At 70.3% G+C, this 15,757-nt stretch carries 14 protein-coding genes; 3 read left to right on the forward strand and 11 right to left on the reverse strand.

Annotated features, from left to right (window positions below; all coding sequences use genetic code 11):
* Nucleotides 1–23: 23 nt before the first annotated feature.
* Nucleotides 24–308, forward strand: coding sequence for a YciI family protein (locus tag AC1DXT_RS15320; RefSeq protein ID WP_477062154.1), 285 nt, complete (start codon nt 24–26; stop codon nt 306–308).
* 4 nt (nt 309–312) lie between these two features.
* On the opposite strand, the gene AC1DXT_RS15325 is transcribed toward AC1DXT_RS15320, so the two are convergent.
* From AC1DXT_RS15325 to AC1DXT_RS15355, 7 genes are all read right to left on the reverse strand, one after another.
* On the reverse strand, nt 313–1,335 hold the full coding sequence (locus tag AC1DXT_RS15325; protein ID WP_477062155.1) for a TerC family protein: 1,023 nt from the start codon (nt 1,333–1,335) through the stop codon (nt 313–315).
* Between the two features lie 10 nt (nt 1,336–1,345).
* Entirely contained in the window at nt 1,346–2,353 is a 1,008-nt protein-coding gene (locus AC1DXT_RS15330; RefSeq protein WP_477062156.1) for a TerC family protein, read from the reverse strand.
* Nucleotides 2,354–2,568: 215 nt separating this feature from the next.
* A complete protein-coding gene (uvrB, locus tag AC1DXT_RS15335; RefSeq protein WP_477062157.1) occupies nt 2,569–4,674 on the reverse strand; it encodes an excinuclease ABC subunit UvrB in 2,106 nt (701 codons plus the stop codon).
* Nucleotides 4,675–4,719: 45 nt separating this feature from the next.
* Complete coding sequence (gene pcp / locus AC1DXT_RS15340; RefSeq protein ID WP_477062158.1) at nt 4,720–5,358, reverse strand: pyroglutamyl-peptidase I; 639 nt, start codon at nt 5,356–5,358, stop codon at nt 4,720–4,722.
* Complete coding sequence (gene coaE / locus AC1DXT_RS15345) at nt 5,355–5,984, reverse strand: dephospho-CoA kinase (RefSeq protein ID WP_477062159.1); 630 nt, start codon at nt 5,982–5,984, stop codon at nt 5,355–5,357. Before coaE ends, pcp begins: the two co-directional genes overlap by 4 nt.
* 80 nt (nt 5,985–6,064) lie before the next feature.
* Nucleotides 6,065–7,570 carry a 30S ribosomal protein S1 gene (gene rpsA / locus AC1DXT_RS15350; protein WP_056094506.1) on the reverse strand — a complete coding sequence of 502 codons (1,506 nt, stop codon included), beginning with the start codon at nt 7,568–7,570 and terminating at the stop codon, nt 6,065–6,067.
* 221 nt (nt 7,571–7,791) lie between these two features.
* Nucleotides 7,792–8,817 (reverse strand): 6-phosphofructokinase, encoded by a 1,026-nt coding sequence (locus AC1DXT_RS15355; RefSeq protein WP_477062160.1) that lies wholly within the window; start codon nt 8,815–8,817, stop codon nt 7,792–7,794.
* 106 nt (nt 8,818–8,923) lie between these two features.
* Here AC1DXT_RS15355 and AC1DXT_RS15360 point away from each other — a divergent pair, with 106 nt between their 5' ends.
* Nucleotides 8,924–9,742: a class I SAM-dependent methyltransferase gene (locus tag AC1DXT_RS15360; RefSeq protein WP_477062161.1), complete on the forward strand. Its 819-nt coding sequence runs from the start codon at nt 8,924–8,926 to the stop codon at nt 9,740–9,742.
* A gap of 22 nt (nt 9,743–9,764) precedes the next feature.
* On the opposite strand, the gene AC1DXT_RS15365 is transcribed toward AC1DXT_RS15360, so the two are convergent.
* The 3 genes from AC1DXT_RS15365 to polA all read right to left on the reverse strand — a co-directional run bounded on the left by AC1DXT_RS15365 (nt 9,765) and on the right by polA (nt 14,669).
* Complete coding sequence (locus AC1DXT_RS15365; RefSeq protein WP_477062162.1) at nt 9,765–11,423, reverse strand: solute symporter family protein; 1,659 nt, start codon at nt 11,421–11,423, stop codon at nt 9,765–9,767.
* Complete coding sequence (locus tag AC1DXT_RS15370; RefSeq protein ID WP_477062163.1) at nt 11,420–11,770, reverse strand: DUF485 domain-containing protein; 351 nt, start codon at nt 11,768–11,770, stop codon at nt 11,420–11,422. Before AC1DXT_RS15370 ends, AC1DXT_RS15365 begins: the two co-directional genes overlap by 4 nt.
* Nucleotides 11,771–11,909: 139 nt before the next feature.
* On the reverse strand, nt 11,910–14,669 hold the full coding sequence (polA, locus tag AC1DXT_RS15375) for a DNA polymerase I (protein WP_477062164.1): 2,760 nt from the start codon (nt 14,667–14,669) through the stop codon (nt 11,910–11,912).
* Here polA and AC1DXT_RS15380 point away from each other — a divergent pair.
* Complete coding sequence (locus tag AC1DXT_RS15380; RefSeq protein ID WP_477062165.1) at nt 14,668–15,072, forward strand: PaaI family thioesterase; 405 nt, start codon at nt 14,668–14,670, stop codon at nt 15,070–15,072. The genes polA and AC1DXT_RS15380 overlap by 2 nt on opposite strands.
* Here the strand turns inward: AC1DXT_RS15380 and AC1DXT_RS15385 are convergent.
* Nucleotides 14,988–15,617 carry an N-acetyltransferase family protein gene (locus tag AC1DXT_RS15385; RefSeq protein WP_477062166.1) on the reverse strand — a complete coding sequence of 210 codons (630 nt, stop codon included), beginning with the start codon at nt 15,615–15,617 and terminating at the stop codon, nt 14,988–14,990. The two genes, AC1DXT_RS15380 and AC1DXT_RS15385, sit on opposite strands and share 85 nt — an antisense overlap.
* Nucleotides 15,618–15,757 lie beyond the last annotated feature (140 nt).

A 15,757-nucleotide genomic window follows, 5' to 3' on the forward strand; every position in this document is an offset into this window, starting at 1 on the left:
ACCGGCTCGGGCAGGATGACGCCATGCCCACCTATGCCGTCCGCTACACCTATGACGAGCGCACCGACGTGCGGGACCGCGTCCGCACCGAGCACCGCGCGTACCTGACCGCGCTGGCCGAGCACGGCACCCTGCTCGGGTCCGGTCCGTTCACCGACGGCGACCCGGGCGCCCTCCTGGTGTTCCGAGCAGCGTCACCGGAGGTCGTCGACGCGATCCTCGCGGACGACCCGTTCGTCCGCGAGGGCCTCGTCGCGCAGACCGACGTGCGGGGCTGGGACGTCGTCCTCGGCCCCTGGAGCGCCTGAGGAGTCAGTCCGTGGGCTCGGCGACCGGCTCCGCGGGCGCAGTGACCGCCCGCCGCTCGTCGTACCGCGTCTTGACGATGCTGGCGGCGGCCGTCACCCCGAGGATCAGCACGATCGCGCTCAGCGACAACCAGATCGGGATGTCCGGCGCCCACGCGACCGGCTCGCCGCCGTTGATGAACGGCACCTCGTTCTCGTGCAGCGCGTGCAGGACGAGCTTGACGCCGATGAAGCCGAGCAGGACCGCCAGCCCGATGTTGAGGTACACCAGCCGCGTCAGCAGGTCGCCCAGCAGGAAGTAGAGCTGGCGCAGTCCCATGAGGGCGAACAGGTTGGCCATCAGCACGAGGTACGGCTCGCTGGTGAGCCCGAAGATCGCCGGGATCGAGTCGAACGCGAAGAGCAGGTCCGTGGCGCCGAGCGCGACGAGCACCACGAACATGGGGGTCATGAGCCGGCGGCCGCCCTGGACCACCGTGAGCTTGACCCCGTGGTAGTCCGGGGTGGCCGGGAACACGCGCTGCACGATCCGCAGCAGGAGCGGCGGGTGGAACTCGTCGCCCTCGTCCACCTCACCCTCACGACCGACCTTCCACGCCGTGTAGACGAGGAACGCGCCAAAGAGGTAGAACACCCAGCTGAACGCGTCGATGACCGCGGCACCGGCCCAGATGAACAGCCCGCGGAACACCAGCGCCAGGATGATCCCGATGAGCAGGGCGGTCTGCTGGTACGCGCGCGGCACCGCGAACTTGCCCATGATCAGCAGGAACACGAAGAGGTTGTCGATCGACAGCGAGTACTCGGTCAGCCAGCCCGCGAAGAACTGACCCGCGTACTCGGCGCCCGACGTCACCCAGACACCGATCCCGAACAGCACCGCGAGACCGATGTAGAGAGCCAGGTACCGCACGCACTCGGCCGTGGTCGGCACGTGCGGGCGGCGCCCGACGATGGCGACGTCGACCACCAGCAGGGCACCTGCCAGACCGAGGGAGACGATCCAGACCAGGGGGTCGACGTTCACGCGGTAGTCCTCAGCTCTCGGTCGACGAGGCGATGCGCTCGTCGTTGCGGGTCTTCAGGAGGCTGGCCACGGTCGCCACGGCGAGGGTGCCGAGGATGACCGTGAGCGACAGCCAGATGGGGATCTCGGGCGCCCACTCGACGGGTTCGCCGTTGTTGATGAAGGGCAGCTCGTTCACGTGCAACGCGTGGAGCACCAGCTTGATGCCGATGAACCCGAGGATGACGGCGAGGCCCTGCGACAGGTAGACCAGGCGCTCGAGCAGCCCGCCGATGAGGAAGTACAGCTGGCGCAGCCCCAGCAGGGCGAACGCGTTGGCCGTGAAGACGATGTACGGCTCCTCGGTCAGGCCGTAGATGGCCGGGATCGAGTCGAGCGCGAACAGGATGTCCGTCGAGCCGATGGCCACCATGACCACGAGCATCGGGGTGAGGAACCGCTTGCCATCGATCTTCACGGTCAGGCGGTCGCCGTGGTACTCGTCCGTGGTGGGCAGGACCCGCTTGAGCATCCGGACCGCGATGCCGTCGCGCTCCTCGCGCGGGTCGGGGTGCTCGGCGTCGTGGTGCTCGCGGGAGAGCTTCACCGCGGTGTACACGAGGAACAGCCCGAAGATGTAGAACACCCACGAGAACTGCTCGATCGCGGCCGCACCGGCCAGGATGAAGATCGTCCGCAGGATCAGCGCGATCACGACACCGACCAGGAGCACCTTCTGCTGGTACTCACGCGGCACCGCGAACTTGGTCATGATGATGAGGAAGACGAAGAGGTTGTCGACGGAGAGGCTCTTCTCGGTGACGTACCCGGCGAAGTACTCCGTGCCCGGGCCCCAGCCCCACGCCATGCCCACCACCACGCCGAACACCAGGGCGAGCGCGATGTAGAAGATCGACCAGCGCGCGGACTCCTGGAAGCTCGGGGCGTGCGGCGTCCGCACGTGCGCGAAGAAGTCGAAGAAGATCAGTCCGACGACGAAGACCGCCGTCCCTGCCCAGACCCAGCCGGACACATCCATGCAGAAACCTCCGGTACGAGAGATGCATCGGTACCGAAGGTCTCCCCCGCCCGCGCGACACATCCGCAGCGGACCGATCCCACCGGGCCCCGCGCGAGCGGGTCCGTGATGACGACGGGATCGTGTGTGGGGTACTCCCCTTCAACGTGCGCAAGCATAAGGCACGCATGTGTCGGGCTCGTGTCCTGTCCACGGTGGCCCGGCGCGGGGGCGCCTCAGGCGGTCGCGGCCTGCATCTGCCGGAGCTCCTTCTTCATCCCCGAGATCTCGTCCCGCAGGCGTGCGGCCAGCTCGAACTGCAGCTCGGCGGCCGCCGCGTGCATCTGGTCCGACAGCTGCTGGATGAGGTCCGCCAGCTCGCCCGCGGCCGCGCCCGTCAGACGCGTCCGCTCGTCGCGCGGTCCACCCTTCGACCCGAAGCCCGGCACCGGTGCCTTGCCGCGGCTGGACTGCCGGCCCGCACCCCCGAGCAGCTCCGCCGTGTCGGCGTCCTCGCGTGCCAGCAGGTCGGTGATGTCGCCGATCTTCTTGCGCAGGGGCGTGGGGTCGATGCCGTTCTCGAGGTTGTAGGCCACCTGCTTCTCGCGGCGCCGAGACGTCTCCTCGATGGCCAGCGCCATGCCGTCCGTGATCCGGTCCGCGTACATGTGCACCTGGCCGGACACGTTGCGCGCCGCGCGCCCGATGGTCTGGATGAGCGACCGCCCGGACCGCAGGAAGCCCTCCTTGTCCGCGTCCAGGATCGCGACCAGTGACACCTCGGGCAGGTCGAGACCCTCGCGCAGCAGGTTGATGCCGACCAGGACGTCGTACTCGCCGAGCCGCAGCTCGCGCAGGAGCTCCACGCGACGCAGCGTGTCCACCTCCGAGTGCAGGTAACGCACGCGGACGCCCTTCTCCAGGAAGTAGTCCGTGAGGTCCTCGGCCATCTTCTTGGTGAGCGTGGTGACCAGCACGCGCTCGTCCCGCTCCACCCGGTCGTGGATCTCCCCCAGCAGGTCGTCGATCTGCCCGGCCGTGGGCTTCACGATGACCTCGGGGTCGACCAGCCCGGTGGGCCGGATGATCTGCTCCACCACGCCGTCGGAGATCGACATCTCGTAGTTGCCGGGCGTCGCGGAGAGGTAGACCGTCTGGCCGATCCGCTCGACGAACTCCTCCCAGCGCAGCGGCCGGTTGTCCGTGGCGCTGGGCAGCCGGAAGCCGTGGTCCACCAGTGCGCGCTTGCGGGACATGTCGCCCTCGAACATCGCGCCGATCTGCGGCACCGTGACGTGCGACTCGTCGATGACCAGCAGGAAGTCCTCGGGGAAGTAGTCGATGAGCGTGTTCGGGGCGGTGCCCGCGCTGCGCCCGTCGATGTGCCGCGAGTAGTTCTCGATGCCGGAGCACGAGCCGATCTGCCGCATCATCTCGATGTCGTACGTGGTGCGCATGCGTAGCCGCTGGGCCTCGAGCAGCTTGTTCTGGCGCTCGAGCTCCGCCAGCCGCTCCTCCAGCTCCAGCTCGATGCCGCGGATCGCCCGCTCCATGCGCTCGGGGCCGGCGACGTAGTGGGTGGCCGGGAAGATGTGCATCTGCTGCTCGGAGTGCACCACGTCCCCGGTGAGCGGGTGCAGCGTGGCGATCGCCTCGATCTCGTCGCCGAAGAACTCGATCCGGATGGCCAGCTCCTCGTACACCGGGATGATCTCGACCGTGTCCCCCCGCACGCGGAACGTGCCGCGCGTGAACGCCATGTCGTTGCGGGTGTACTGCATGGTCACGAACTTGCGCAGGAGCTGGTCGCGGTCCACCTGGTCGCCCACGGAGAGCGTCACCATGCGGTCCACGTACTCCTGCGGCGTCCCGAGGCCGTAGATGCAGCTCACGGACGCGACCACGATGACGTCCCGGCGGGTGAGCAGCGAGCTGGTGGCCGAGTGCCGCAGGCGTTCGACCTCGTCGTTGATCGACGAGTCCTTCTCGATGTAGGTGTCCGTCTGCGCGATGTACGCCTCGGGCTGGTAGTAGTCGTAGTACGAGACGAAGTACTCGACGGCGTTGTTGGGCAGCAGCTCCCGGAACTCCGTGGCCAGCTGCGCGGCGAGCGTCTTGTTCGGGGCCATGACGAGCGTCGGACGCTGGACCTGCTCGATGAGCCAGGCCGTCGTCGCGGACTTGCCGGTACCCGTGGCACCGAGCAGCACGACGTCCTTCTCCCCTGCCTTGATGCGCTCGGTCAGCTCCTTGATCGCCTTCGGCTGGTCGCCGGACGGCGTGTACTCGGAGATCACCTCGAACGGCGCGACGGTCCGCTGGAGATCGGTGACTGGACGCATGCCACAACCGTACGTGCCACCACCGACACCCGCGTCGGCGGGAGGTCAGGCGAGCGTGCCGGCGGACTCCCGCAGGTCCGTGGTCGTCGACAGCGCGGCTCGCAGGAGGGCGTGCAGCGCCGAGGCCGCGTCGCCGACCTCCATCGACGCACCACCGTCGTCGACCTGGGCCGGCGTGCGCGGCACGTGCACGAAGCCGCTGCGGACCTCGGGCCGTGACGACAGCAGGTGCTGCAGCGCGTAGAACGTCGCGTTGCAGACGTAGAGACCGGCGGTGTTCGAGACCTCGACCGGAATACCGGCGTCGCGCACCGCTGCGGCGCACGCCTTGACCGGCAGCGTGGAGAAGAACGCTGCGGGGGCCCCCGCGATCACGGGGACGTCGACCGGTGCCGACCCGTCGACGTCCGGGATCCGGGCGTCGATCAGGTTGACGGCGACGCGCTCCACCCCGACTGCCGCGCGACCACCCGCCTCGCCGACGCACACGACCAGGTCGGGCGACGTCTCCGCGATCGCCACCCGCAGCTGCTGACGAGCTCCCCGGAACGAGACGGGGAGCTCACGCACCACGAGCTCGTGCGGCGCGGTCCACCGCGAGGCGAGCTCCTGGACCGCGAGCCACGACGCGTTCACACTCTGCCCGTCGAACGGGCCGAAACCGGTCAGCAGGACGCGCGTCACGGGGTCTCGGCCGCGAGCTCGTCCGCCCGCTCCACCGCGAGCCGGTCCCAGAGCTCGTCCACCTGAGCCCGCAGGGAGTCGTCGCTCCCGGTGCCGTCCAGCACGACGTCCGCGACCGCGAGCCGCTCGTCGTCGCTCGCCTGCGCCGACACCCGCGCCTCGGCCTCGTTGCGGTCCATGCCGCGCAGCCGGACCAGGCGCTCGACGCGCAGCACCGCGGGTGCGTGCACCACCACGAGCACGTGGAACGCGTCCGCCTGGCCGGTCTCGACCAGCAGCGGGATGTCGTGCACGACGACGGCTCCGTGGTCGGTCACCGCGGCGGCGGCCTCGCGCTCGGCGGAGAGCCGACGGACGACCGGGTGCACGATCGCGTCCAGTCGCGCCCGGGCCGCCGGGTCGGTGAACACGATCGACGCGAGCGCTGCCCGGTCCAGCGAGCCGTCGGCCCCGAGCACGCCGGAGCCGAACTCCTCGACGACCGCGTCGAGCCCGGCGGACCCGGTCGCCACGGCCTCCCGCGCCAGCACGTCGGAGTCGATCACCACCGCCCCGAGCTCAGCCAGTCGCCGTGCCGCGACGGACTTGCCGGCCGCGATCCCGCCTGTCAGTCCGATGCGTTGCATCCGACCATCCTGCCCTGCCTTCGACAGATACGCCGATGGCCGGCCACCTCGGAAGGTGACCGGCCATCGAGCGGGTGGGTTCAGTTACCCGTGAGCTTCTCGCGCAGAGCGGCGAGCGCCTCGTCGGACGCGAGCGTGCCCGCGGCCTCCTCGGTGGACGACGAGTACGTCGACGGCACCGGGCCGGCGGACGAGCTCGACGAGCTGGACGAGGACGTCGCACCCTCGGCGGCGCCGCTGGCGGCCTCCGCGTCGGCCTTCGCGGCGTCGGCGACCTGCTTGCGGTGCGCCTCCCAGCGCTCGTGGGCCTGCGCGTACTGCGCCTCCCACACCTCGCGCTGTGCCTCGAAGCCCTCGAGCCACTCGTTCGTGGCCGGGTCGAAGCCCTCGGGGTACTTGTAGTTGCCGGCGTCGTCGTACTCGGCCGCCATGCCGTACAGCGCGGGGTCGAAGTCCTCGCTGGCCGGGTCGAAGCCCTCGTTCGCCTGCTTGAGCGACAGCGAGATGCGGCGACGCTCCAGGTCGATGTCGATGACCTTGACGAAGACGTCGTCGCCGACCTGGACGACCTGCTCCGGGATCTCGACGTGGCGCACGGCCAGCTCCGAGATGTGGACCAGGCCCTCGATGCCATCCTCGACGCGCACGAACGCACCGAACGGAACCAGCTTGGTGACCTTGCCGGGGACGACCTGACCGATGGCGTGCGTCCGGGCGAAGGCCTGCCACGGGTCCTCCTGCGTCGCCTTCAGCGACAGGGAGACACGCTCGCGGTCGAAGTCGACGTCGAGAACCTCAACGGTGACCTCCTGGCCGACCTCGACGACCTCGGACGGGTGGTCGATGTGCTTCCAGGACAGCTCGGAGACGTGCACGAGCCCGTCCACGCCACCCAGGTCCACGAACGCACCGAAGTTGACGATCGAGGACACGACACCGGGGCGGACCTGGCCCTTCTGCAGCGTCTGCAGGAAGGTGGAGCGCACCTCGGACTGCGTCTGCTCGAGCCAGGCACGGCGCGACAGGACCACGTTGTTGCGGTTCTTGTCGAGCTCGATGATCTTGGCCTCGATCTCCTTGCCGACGTACGGCTGGAGGTCGCGGACGCGACGCATCTCCACCAGCGACGCGGGCAGGAAGCCGCGCAGACCGATGTCGAGGATGAGGCCGCCCTTGACGACCTCGATGACGGTGCCGGTGACGACGCCGTCCTCCTCCTTGATCTTCTCGATCGTGCCCCAGGCGCGCTCGTACTGTGCGCGCTTCTTGGACAGGATCAGCCGGCCTTCCTTGTCCTCCTTCTGGAGGACGAGGGCCTCGACCACGTCGCCGACCTTGACGACCTCACCGGGGTCCACGTCGTGCTTGATGGACAGCTCACGGGAGGGGATGACGCCCTCGGTCTTGTAACCGATGTCGAGAAGGACCTCGTCGCGGTCGACCTTGACGATGGTGCCCTCGACGATGTCGCCATCGTTGAAGTACTTGATGGTGGCGTCGATCGCGGCGAGGAAGTCCTCGGCCGAGCCGATGTCGTTGATCGCGACCTGCGGGGTGGCGGGCTTCGCGGGGGTGGTGATGCTCATGTAGGGATGGGCTCCGATGCGGACAGGGAAGTTGTACGGACTGAACGTGTGTGCCGGCGGCACGGTGACATGCGTGTGGTGATCGCGATCTGGTGGGACGCCCTCGACTCCCCGGAGAGAGCCCTCGCACGAGCAGTACGAGTGAGGACACGCCGACGCAACAGGGCGCGCGGCACCGCCGTCCACCCTATCGGGGTGACGATGGGCAGGTCAAAGCCTGATCACGCCAGGGCGCGCGCGACCGCGAGCAGCTCGTGCGGCACGTACTTGACCTTGCCGGCCACCTCGCTGAGCGGCACCATCACCACGGACTCGCCCCGCAGCGCGGTCATGACGTTCGACTGGCCGTCGGTCGCCGCGTCGATCGCCGCGACCCCGAAGCGCGAACCGAGGATCCGGTCGACGTGCGTCGGGATGCCGCCGCGCTGCACGTGCCCGAGCACGACGAGGCGGGTGTCGAAGCCCGTGCGCTGCTCGATCTCGAGCTTGAGGCGCTCGCCGACGGCTCCGGCGACGATGTCGCCGAACTTGCCGACCTGCGTCTCGTAGTCCATCGCGGTGCCCGGCGCGGGGACGGCACCCTCGGCGACCACGATGATGGAGAAGCTGGCGTGCGCGCGGTGCCGGTGCTTGAGGAACTTCTCGATCTTCTCGATGTCGAACGGCTCCTCGGGAGCCAGCACGATCTCGGCGCCGCCCGCGATGCCCGACGTCGCGGCGATCCAGCCCGCGTGCCGGCCCATGACCTCGACGATCATCACGCGGTTGTGGCTCTCCGCGGTGGTGTGGATGCGGTCGATCGCCTCGGTGGCGATGGAGACGGCGGTGTCGAAGCCGATGGACTGGTCGGTGCCCCAGACGTCGTTGTCGATCGTCTTGGGGATCGCGACGATCCGGATGCCGGCCTCGGCCACCTTGCTCGCGGCGTGCAGCGTGCCGTCGCCGCCGATGCAGATGAGCGCCTCGATCTTCTCCGACTCGAGCGTGGACAGCACCGCGTCCAGCCCGCCGTTGTCCGCGTGGGGGTGATAGCGGGCGGTCCCGAGCAGGGTGCCGCCGACCGCCAGCTGGTTGCGGATGTGCTCGCGCGTCAGGGGCATGCTGAGCCCGTCGACGACGCCGCGCCACCCGTTGCGGAAACCGGTGATCGTGTGGCCGTACTCGCCCTCGCCGCGCTTGACGACGGCGCGGATCGCGGCGTTGAGGCCGGGGACGTCGCCGCCGCCCGTGAGCAGACCGACTCGCACGCTGGCACTCCTTGATCGCGGGAACAACTGGATGGGAAGCGCGTCGTCGGGCTGCCTGACGACAGCGTATCCGCGCGGTCGGCGCGGCAGACGTGACACTGGTCCCATGAGCGACGACCACCTGGCCGAGGCAGGCTACCTCGACGTGCCGTCAGCCTCGGGAGGAGCTGCGAGCCGCGGCTGGTGGGACGCCAACGCCCAGGAGTACCTCGACGAGCATGGCACCTTCCTCGGACCGGCGGACTTCTGCTGGTGCCCCGAGGGCGTGCGGGAGAAGGACGCGCACCTGCTGGGCGACCTGACCGGGCGACGCGTGCTCGAGGTGGGCGCCGGCGCGGCGCAGTGCGCCCGCTGGCTCGTCGGCGAGGGCGTCAACGTCGTCGCCACCGACGTGTCCGGCGGGATGCTCGCCGCGGGAGCCCGGTACGACGCGGCGGTCGGGCGCCCGACGCCGATGGTCCAGGCCGACGCCCGGGCGCTCCCGTTCGCGGACGCCTCGTTCGACGTCGCGTTCACGGCGTTCGGAGCGCTCCCCTTCGTGCCCGACGCCGACCGCGTCCATGCGGAGGTCGCCCGGGTGCTGCGACCCGGCGGTCGCTGGGTGTTCGCCGTGACCCACCCGGTCCGCTGGGCGTTCCCCGACGACCCGGGCGAGGCGGGGCTGACCGCCACGCGGTCGTACTTCGACCGCACGCCCTATGCCGAGATCGGCGAGTCGGGACGCGTGCTGTACGCCGAGTACCACCGGACCCTGGGCGACCACGTGGCGGAGCTGGTGTCCGCGGGGTTCGTCCTCGACCGGCTGGTGGAGCCGGAGTGGCCCGCGGGTCACGACCGGACGTGGGGCGGCTGGGGACCCGTGCGCGGAGCGAGGCTGCCGGGGACGGCCATCTTCGTGACGCACCGCGGGCGGCCACCCGGGTAGGTGGCCGCCCGCGGTCAGTGCGTCAGTGCACCGTCGCCTTCTCGGAGCCGGCGCCGGTCAGCGACCGGACCTCCATCTCCGCGTACTTCTCGGGGTGCGGCGGTTCCTTGCTGAGGTAGGTGCCGACGATCCCGAGGACGAACGCGAGCGGGATCGAGATCAGGCCCGGGTTCTCCAGGGGGATCACGGCGAAGTCGACGTTCGTGTTCTTGATCATCGACAGGCTCGCGCCCGTCACCGGGTCGACCTTGCCGGACACCACCGGCGAGAAGGTGATGAGCACGAGGCAGGAGATCAGCCCGCCGTACATGCTCCACAGCGCGCCGGACGTGTTGAACCTCTTCCAGAACAGCGAGTAGAGGATCGTCGGCAGGTTGGCGCTCGCGGCGACCGCGAAGGCCAGCGCCACGAGGAACGCCACGTTCTGGCCGTTGGCGAAGATGCCGCCGATGATCGCGAGGATGCCGATGGCCACCACGGTGATCCGGGCGACCCGCACCTCGCCGTCGGGCGAGACCTCCCCGTGCTTGATCACCGAGGCGTAGATGTCGTGCGCGAACGTCGCCGCGGCGGTGATGGTCAGACCCGCGACGACCGCGAGGATCGTGGCGAACGCCACCGCCGAGATGACGCCCAGCAGGACGACGCCGCCCAGCTCGAACGCGAGCAGCGGTGCCGCCGAGTTCACACCGCCCGGTGCGGCCTTGATGGCCTCCGGTCCGACCAGTGCTGCGGCACCGTACCCGAGCACCAGGGTGAACAGGTAGAAGATGCCGATGAGCCAGATGGCCCAGACGACCGAGCGGCGCGCCTCCTTGGCCGAGGGCACCGTGTAGAAGCGCATGAGCACGTGCGGCAGCCCGGCGGTGCCCAGGACGAGCGCCAGCGCGAGCGACAAGAAGTTCAGCTGGCTCATGGAGCTGACGCCGTACTGCTTGCCTGGCGCGATGAGCGCCTCGCCGCCCTCACCGGCCGTGTCGATGGCGCCCTGGAGCAGGTCGGACAGGTTGAACCCGAACTTCGCCAGCACCCAGATCGTCATGATCGCGGCGCCCGCGATGAGCAGGATCGCCTTGATGATCTGGACCCAGGTGGTCCCCTTCATTCCGCCGACCAGCACGTACAGGATCATCAGCGCGCCGACGACGGCGATGACGAGCCCCTGCGCGGCCAGCCCGTTCACGCCCAGGAGCAGGGCGACCAGGCCACCGGCGCCGGCCATCTGCGCCAGCAGGTAGAAGAAGACGACCGTCAGGGTGGCCAGGGCCGCGGCCATGCGGACGGGCCGCTGCTTGAGCCGGAACGACAGGACGTCGGCCATGGTGAACCGGCCGGTGTTCCGGAGCAGCTCGGCGACCAGCAGCAGCGCGACGAGCCACGCCACCAGGAAGCCGATCGAGTACAGGAAGCCGTCGTACCCGTTGATCGCGATGGCGCCGCAGATGCCCAGGAACGACGCCGCGGACAGGTAGTCGCCCGCGATCGCGGTGCCGTTCTGCGGTCCGGTGAACGAGCGCCCGGCCGCGTAGTAGTCGGCGGCCGTCTTGTTGTTGCGGGAGGCGCGGAAGACGATCACGAGCGTGAGGAGCACGAAGGCGCCGAAGATCGCGATGTTGAGCGCGGGGTTGCCGATGTCCTCCGACTCGGCGGCTCGCAGCAGGCTGCTCAGGGAGGCGCTCATGCGGCACCCCCGTCCAGGGCGGTGCCGTCCTCGATGTGCAGGCGCAGCCGCTCCGCCACCGCGTCCTGCTTGGTGTTGGCCCAGCGCGCGTAGACCATCGTGATGATGAAGGTCGAGACGAACTGGCCGAGCCCGAGCAGCAGGCCGACGGTGATGTTGCCCCAGACCTTGGTCGCCATGAAGTCGTGCGCGTAGTTGGCGAGCAGCACGTACAGGAAGTACCAGGACAGGAAGAAGGCCGTCATCGGGAAGACGAAGCGGCGGAACCGGCGCTTGAGGGCCTGGAACTCTGCGCCGTTCTGGACTCGTTGGTAGTCGGTCTCGCGTTCTCCGAAGGTGTCGGTCACCAGCGCCTCCCAGCAAGGGACGTCAGCGGCTCCATCGCCACTGTGTGCCCGACACTGTGGCGCAGATCACTCCGAATTGCATCCGATAGTTACGACGAACCCGCCGATAGCCCCCGAATACGCACGATCGAGGGACGGCTCAGTGCCCGGCGTCGTGCCAGGAGCCGCCCGCGCCGACCGTCACGTCGAGCGCCACGTCCAGCGGGCCGTCGGCGGCGGCGTCCCCTGCGGCGCCCATCTGCTCGCGCACGAGCGCCTCGACCTCGTCCCGCTCGCCGGGCGCGACCTCGAGCACCAGCTCGTCGTGCACCTGCAGGAGCATCCGCGAGCCGAGCCCGCGGCGCGTGAGCTCCCGGTCGACGCCGAGCATCGCCACCTTGATGAGGTCGGCGGCGCTGCCCTGGATCGGCGCGTTGAGAGCCATCCGCTCGGCGACCTCGCGGCGCTGGCGGTTGTCGCTCGTCAGGTCCGGGAGGTACCGGCGCCGTCCCAGGATCGTGGCGGTGTACCCGGTCTGCCGCGCGACGTCGACGACGCCCGTCAGGTAGTCGCGCACACCGCCGAACCGCGAGAAGTAGTCCTGCATGAGCGCCGCGGCCTCGGACACCTCGATCGAGAGCTGCTGGGAGAGGCCGTAGGACGACAACCCGTACGCCAGGCCGTAGCTCATGGCCTTGATCTTCGAGCGCATCGCCGGGGTGACCTCGTCGGTCGGCACGCCGAACACGCGCGAGCCGACGTAGCTGTGCAGGTCCTCGCCCGAGCGGAACGCGTCGATCAGGCCCTCGTCGCCCGACAGGTGCGCCATGATCCGCATCTCGATCTGCGAGTAGTCCGCGGTCAGCAGCGTCTCGTACCCGTCACCGACCACGAACGCCCGCCGGATCTGACGGCCCGCCTCGGTACGGATCGGGATGTTCTGCAGGTTCGGGTCCGCCGACGAGAGCCGCCCGGTCGCGGCGATCGTCTGCTGGAACGTGGTGTGGATGCGTCCGTCCGCGGCGATGGACCGCAGGAGCCCCTCGACGGTCTGCCGCAGCCGGATGGCGTCCCGGTGGGCCAGCAGGTGCTCGAGGAACGGGTGCTGCGTGCGGGCGAACAGGTCGGTGAGCGCGGCGGCGTCGGTGGTGTACCCGGTCTTGATCTTCTTGGTCTTCGGCATGCCCAGCTGGTCGAACAGGACCTCCTGGAGCTGCTTGGGCGAGCCCAGGTTCACCTCGCGGCCGATGACCGCGTACGCCTCCGCCGCGGCGTTCTGCACCTGGCTGTCGAACGACTTCTCGAGTCCCGACAGGTAGCCGGAGTCGATCGCGATCCCGGTCCGCTCCATCCGGGCCAGCACGTCGACGAGCGGCAGCTCGAGGGTGTCCAGGAGGCTGGTGGCGCCCCGGTCGGCCACCTCGCCGCCCAGCACGTCGGCCAGGTCCCGGACCGCGGCGGCACGGACGGCTGCGCGGCGGCCCTCGTCGGTGCCGTCCAGCTCGAGGTCCAGCGCCCCTTGCGCGCCGTCCGCAGCCTCGTCGGCGCCTAGCTCGCGGTGCAGGTAGCCGATCGCGAGGTCGGTCAGGTCGTACGCGCGGCGGTCGGGCTGGCACAGGTACGCCGCGAGCTCGGTGTCGAACACCACCCCGGCGAGGGGCAGGCCGCGGCCGGCCAGCGCGTGCCAGGCCTCCTTCGAGGCGTGCACGATCTTCGGTGCCGCCGGGTCGGCGAGCCACGCCGCCAGCGCGGTCTCGTCGGGTGGCTGGATCTCGGCGAGGTCGAACGCGGCCGCCTGACCGTCCGGGTCCGCCAGGGCGATCCCCCAGGCGTCGCCGCCGGCGGGTGCACCCGAGCCGCGGACGTCCACGCCGAGGGGCTTCCCGGCCCGGGCGGTCAGCCAGCCGGCGAGCTCGCCGGAGCCGAGGACCGTGAGGTCGAGCTGCGCGGCGGCGACCGTCCCCGGTCCGTCACCGGCCTCGTCGGGCAGCATGGCGAAGAGCCGGTCGCGGATGGCGCGGAACTCGAGCTCCTCGAGCACGGCGTGCAGCGCGGGGCGGTCCCACGGCCGGGCCGCGAGGTCCTCCGGGCCCAGCGGGAGCTCGATGTCGGTGAGCAGCGCGTTGAGCTGCCGGTTCAGGCGCACCTGGTCGAGGTTGTCGCGCAGCGACTCCCCCGCCTTGCCGGGCACCTGGTCCGCGGCGGCGAGGATCCCGTCGAGCCCGTCGTACTGGACGATCCACTTGGCCGCCGTCTTCGGGCCGACCCCGGGGATGCCGGGCAGGTTGTCGCTGCTCTCCCCGACGAGCGCGGCGAGGTCGGGGTAGCGCCCGGGCGGCACCCCGTACTTCGTCTCGACGGCCTCGGGCGTCATCCGGGCCAGCTCCGAGACGCCCTTGACCGGATAGAGCACCGTGACGTCCTCGTTCACCAGCTGGAGCGCGTCGCGGTCGCCGGTGCAGATCAGCACCTGCATGCCCTGGGCGCGCGCCTGCACCGACAGCGTGGCCAGGATGTCGTCGGCCTCGAACTGAGCCTTGGAGAGGTACGGGATGTGCATGGTCTCGAGGACCCGCTGGATGACCGCCACCTGTCCCTTGAACGGGGCGGGCGTGGCATCCCGGTTGCCCTTGTACGCCTCGTACACCTCGGTCCGGAACGTCGTCCGGCCCGCGTCGAACGCGACCGCCACGTGCGTCGGCGCCTCGTCCCGCAGCAGGTTGGCGATCATCGAGAAGAACCCGAACACCGCGTTGGTGGGCTCACCGGACGACGTCGCGAACTTGTCCACCGGGAGCGCGAAGAACGCCCGGTAGGCCATCGAGTGACCGTCGATCAGGAGGAGTCGGGCAGGCGTTCCGGGAGTGGCCGGCGGAACCGCTGGCAGTGCGTCGCTCACGGGTGCCAACCTATCTGCCATGTCCGACACGACGATCCCCGACCAGCCCTACGCGGGCACCCTCATCGAGCGCATGGGCATCGTGGTGACCGAGGCCTCCGCGCAGCGCACGGTGGCCACCATGCCGGTCGCCGGCAACACGCAGCCCTACGGCCTGCTGCACGGAGGCGCGTCCGCGGTGCTGGCCGAGACGCTGGGCTCCATCTCCGCGATGGCGCATGCCGGCGAGGGACGGGCCGCGGTGGGGATCGAGCTCAACGCCACCCACCACCGGTCGGCGCGCTCGGGCCTGGTCACCGGGACGGCGACGGCGCTGCACCTCGGCAGGACGCTCGCCACCTACCAGGTCGTGGTCGAGGACGACGGCGGCCGGCTGGTCTGCACAGCCCGGCTGACCTGCATGCTGATCGACGCACGTCCCTGATCCGCGCCGGACGCGCGGGCGGGCTGGACCTGCTCGTCGACGGGCTGCCGTGCGGCGCGTGCCTGACGTCGACGCGCGATGAGGTCCTCGAGCCCACGCGGACCGGAGCGCCGTGCGGCGCCCGGCGTGCCGGCGTGGCCCTGGTCGTGCGCGAGCTTGCGCTGGAGCGCCGCGGCCGTCACCACCCGGTGCGACGCGGCCGGTGCGAACCCGAGCCGGGCGAGGAAGCGCTGCATCCCGCGGGAGCCCGGCAGCGGCGACGAGTACAGCTCGGTGGCGCCCGCCTCCTCCGCGACCGTCGTCGCGCCGACCAGCAGGGCGTGCCCGAGGCCACGACGGCGCGCGGCGGGCAGCACGTACACCGCCTCGATGTCGAGGCTCACGACGTCGGTGAAGGGTCCCGGCCCGACGACGCGGGCCAGCAGCAGGCCGGCCGGGTCGTCGTCGAGGAGGGCCAGCAGCACGCGTCCGCCCGGCACCGCGAGGAGCGCTCCCAGCTGGTCGCGCAGGCGGTCGGCGTCGTCGGTGCACAGCTGGGAACCCACACCAGCCTCCTGGCGCGCGGTCAGACAGAGCGCGACGAGGCTCTCCAGGTCGCCCGGCAGGGCTTCGCGGACTTGCACTCCAAGACGCACGGCAGTGGTACCTCCAGACGGGACGAGGGGGATCCGGTCGGGGTGACGCC

It is taken from the genome of Cellulomonas sp. P1_G12_2 (assembly GCF_056405535.1).